At 37.9% G+C, this 1,956-nt stretch carries 1 protein-coding gene; it reads right to left on the bottom strand.

What is annotated here, in order from left to right:
• Window positions 1-1,294 precede the first annotated feature (1,294 nt).
• Entirely contained in the window at window positions 1,295-1,594 is a 300-nt protein-coding gene (locus F6K37_RS39980) for a hypothetical protein (protein ID WP_008178922.1), read from the bottom strand.
• Window positions 1,595-1,956: the final 362 nt, after the last annotated feature.

The raw sequence follows: 1,956 nt of genomic DNA, 5'->3' as shown, positions 1-1,956 counted from the left end.
GAGACTCTTTCCGAGACTCTTTCTAATCAGACTCACACGAGGAAGAATTGTCAATGTTCTGCTGAAATTAACCATGGCTATTAATCGGCTATCAGCCTTGTGTTACCCTTAAACTGCACCTGTTGAAGCTGGTTTGTGGAGTGTTAAGTGTTGAGTGTTGACCGTTAACTGTTTTACTGCCGCTCCTACACGCCTTATCTCTACCAAGCATCAAATATTAACTATCAACAAAAATCCCTCCATTCCAAAACTATGCCAATGAGTTTAGGAAATTTAGGCTCAACCTAAAAAAGGAATGAAAATCTTTTCCCCTTCATTCCTAATTCAATTTACTCCTCATTATCAAGTTAGGGGCTGGGTGGTAAACTATAGAAACTTTAGTTTCCGTCGCCCATCCCCTAGTCTCCCTTACCTATTACCGAAAATTACCGAAAACCCTTATTGATTTATAGCCGGATTTACCAAAATCGGTATTATCTATATATATATACCTAAAAACAAAGACAAACTGTCAGACTTAGCCCGGAAAAGTCCTTGCTTAGTCCTAGCCTCAGCATCAGCACTCGCCTTAGCGATGCTCTTCTTAGAAACCTTGGTATTTATTACTCTTGCATCAGTATCAGCCCCTGCTGAGGTTTGATCGCCATCAGCGAATGCATCAGCATCGGCTATTGCCAGGTCAGCTGTAGCAATTGTTGTGGTATTTGCCTGAGCAATTGCACCGCCTATAATCCAGTTTTATTGAACATGTTCCCGAGCAAAATCTAGGTTATTAATAATCATTAATCACCCTCTACGTGTATAGCTGTGCCTGTTAAATTGATGATAAGGATGGATAAGCCTCACCTTTTTTAATAAAAAGGGGGTTCCTATCCCAAAATCCTTAATTTAAAACTACATTTAAAACTACATGGCCATCACTATTTTTTGTTAACTGATAATTTTCAGTAAACTAACGTTACGCAAACCATTCATTTTTGTTCCAGGTTCTCCGTTACTTTTTTTATTGTATCCACCCAGTTAATTTGAAGTGTTTCCAACGAATTACTGCTAAGCCATGAGCCTAGACAATCTTCCTTATTTCGTCCTATTTGCCTTAATTAAAGGGGAAGCATTGGTCTCTAAATCTAGAGATGAATTTATCCTAGATAGAAAGGCTTCCCCATTTCATCTTTCTATTTGCCTTAATTAAGGGGGAAGCATTGGTCTCTAAATCTAGAGATGAATTTATCCTAGATAGAAAAGCTTCCCCCCCAGCCATCTAATCAGGTACTACAATTAGTCCCTACTAAGATTAGTAGCCGACCGCAGCCACAGACAAAGAAATTGAATCAGAGCTGTAATTAGTAGCTTTAGCGTCACTAAAGGTTTCACTAAGACTATTGTAACCATCGGCACTAGCAGTAGCTTCAGCAGTAGCCAGGTTGCCGCGAAGGCTCACATAAGAGTCAACATACTTGTCAATATCGATATATTCAGTGATATAAATGTCCTTAACATCATAGAAAGTTACACTACGGTATAGGTCTGAACCACCAACGATATTGGTTTCTTCGTTAACAACTTCGATGTGATTTAGGTCAGAAATATTCATGGTTGGTCTGCTCTTTTGTTAGTTTTGTTTTACTTAACAACTTGGTTGTTGTTAGTTTTATTCTACCGCTTCTTATTCAATTTGTCTCACTTGTCAAGCCAATTTGGCGGAAACTTTAATTAAATTAGTTAGGTAGCTAAAAACAACTTGGTTGTTGTTATTTTTATCCTACCGCTCTTAATTTAATTTGTCTCACTTGTCAAGCCAATTTGGCGGAAACTTTAATTAAATTAGTTAGGTAGCTAACAACAACTTTGGTTTTTGTTGTTGTTATTTTCATCCTACCGCTCTTAATTTAATTTGTCTCACTTGTCACGCCAATTTGGCGGAAACTTTAGCTCGAGCCTTGATTAAGTTAGGTA

The sequence above is a fragment of the Moorena sp. SIO4E2 genome (assembly GCF_010671945.1).
Classification (GTDB): domain Bacteria; phylum Cyanobacteriota; class Cyanobacteriia; order Cyanobacteriales; family Coleofasciculaceae; genus Moorena; species Moorena producens.
Note: the sequence above shows the minus strand (reverse complement) of the source record. Positions and strands in the feature narration are given on the sequence as shown.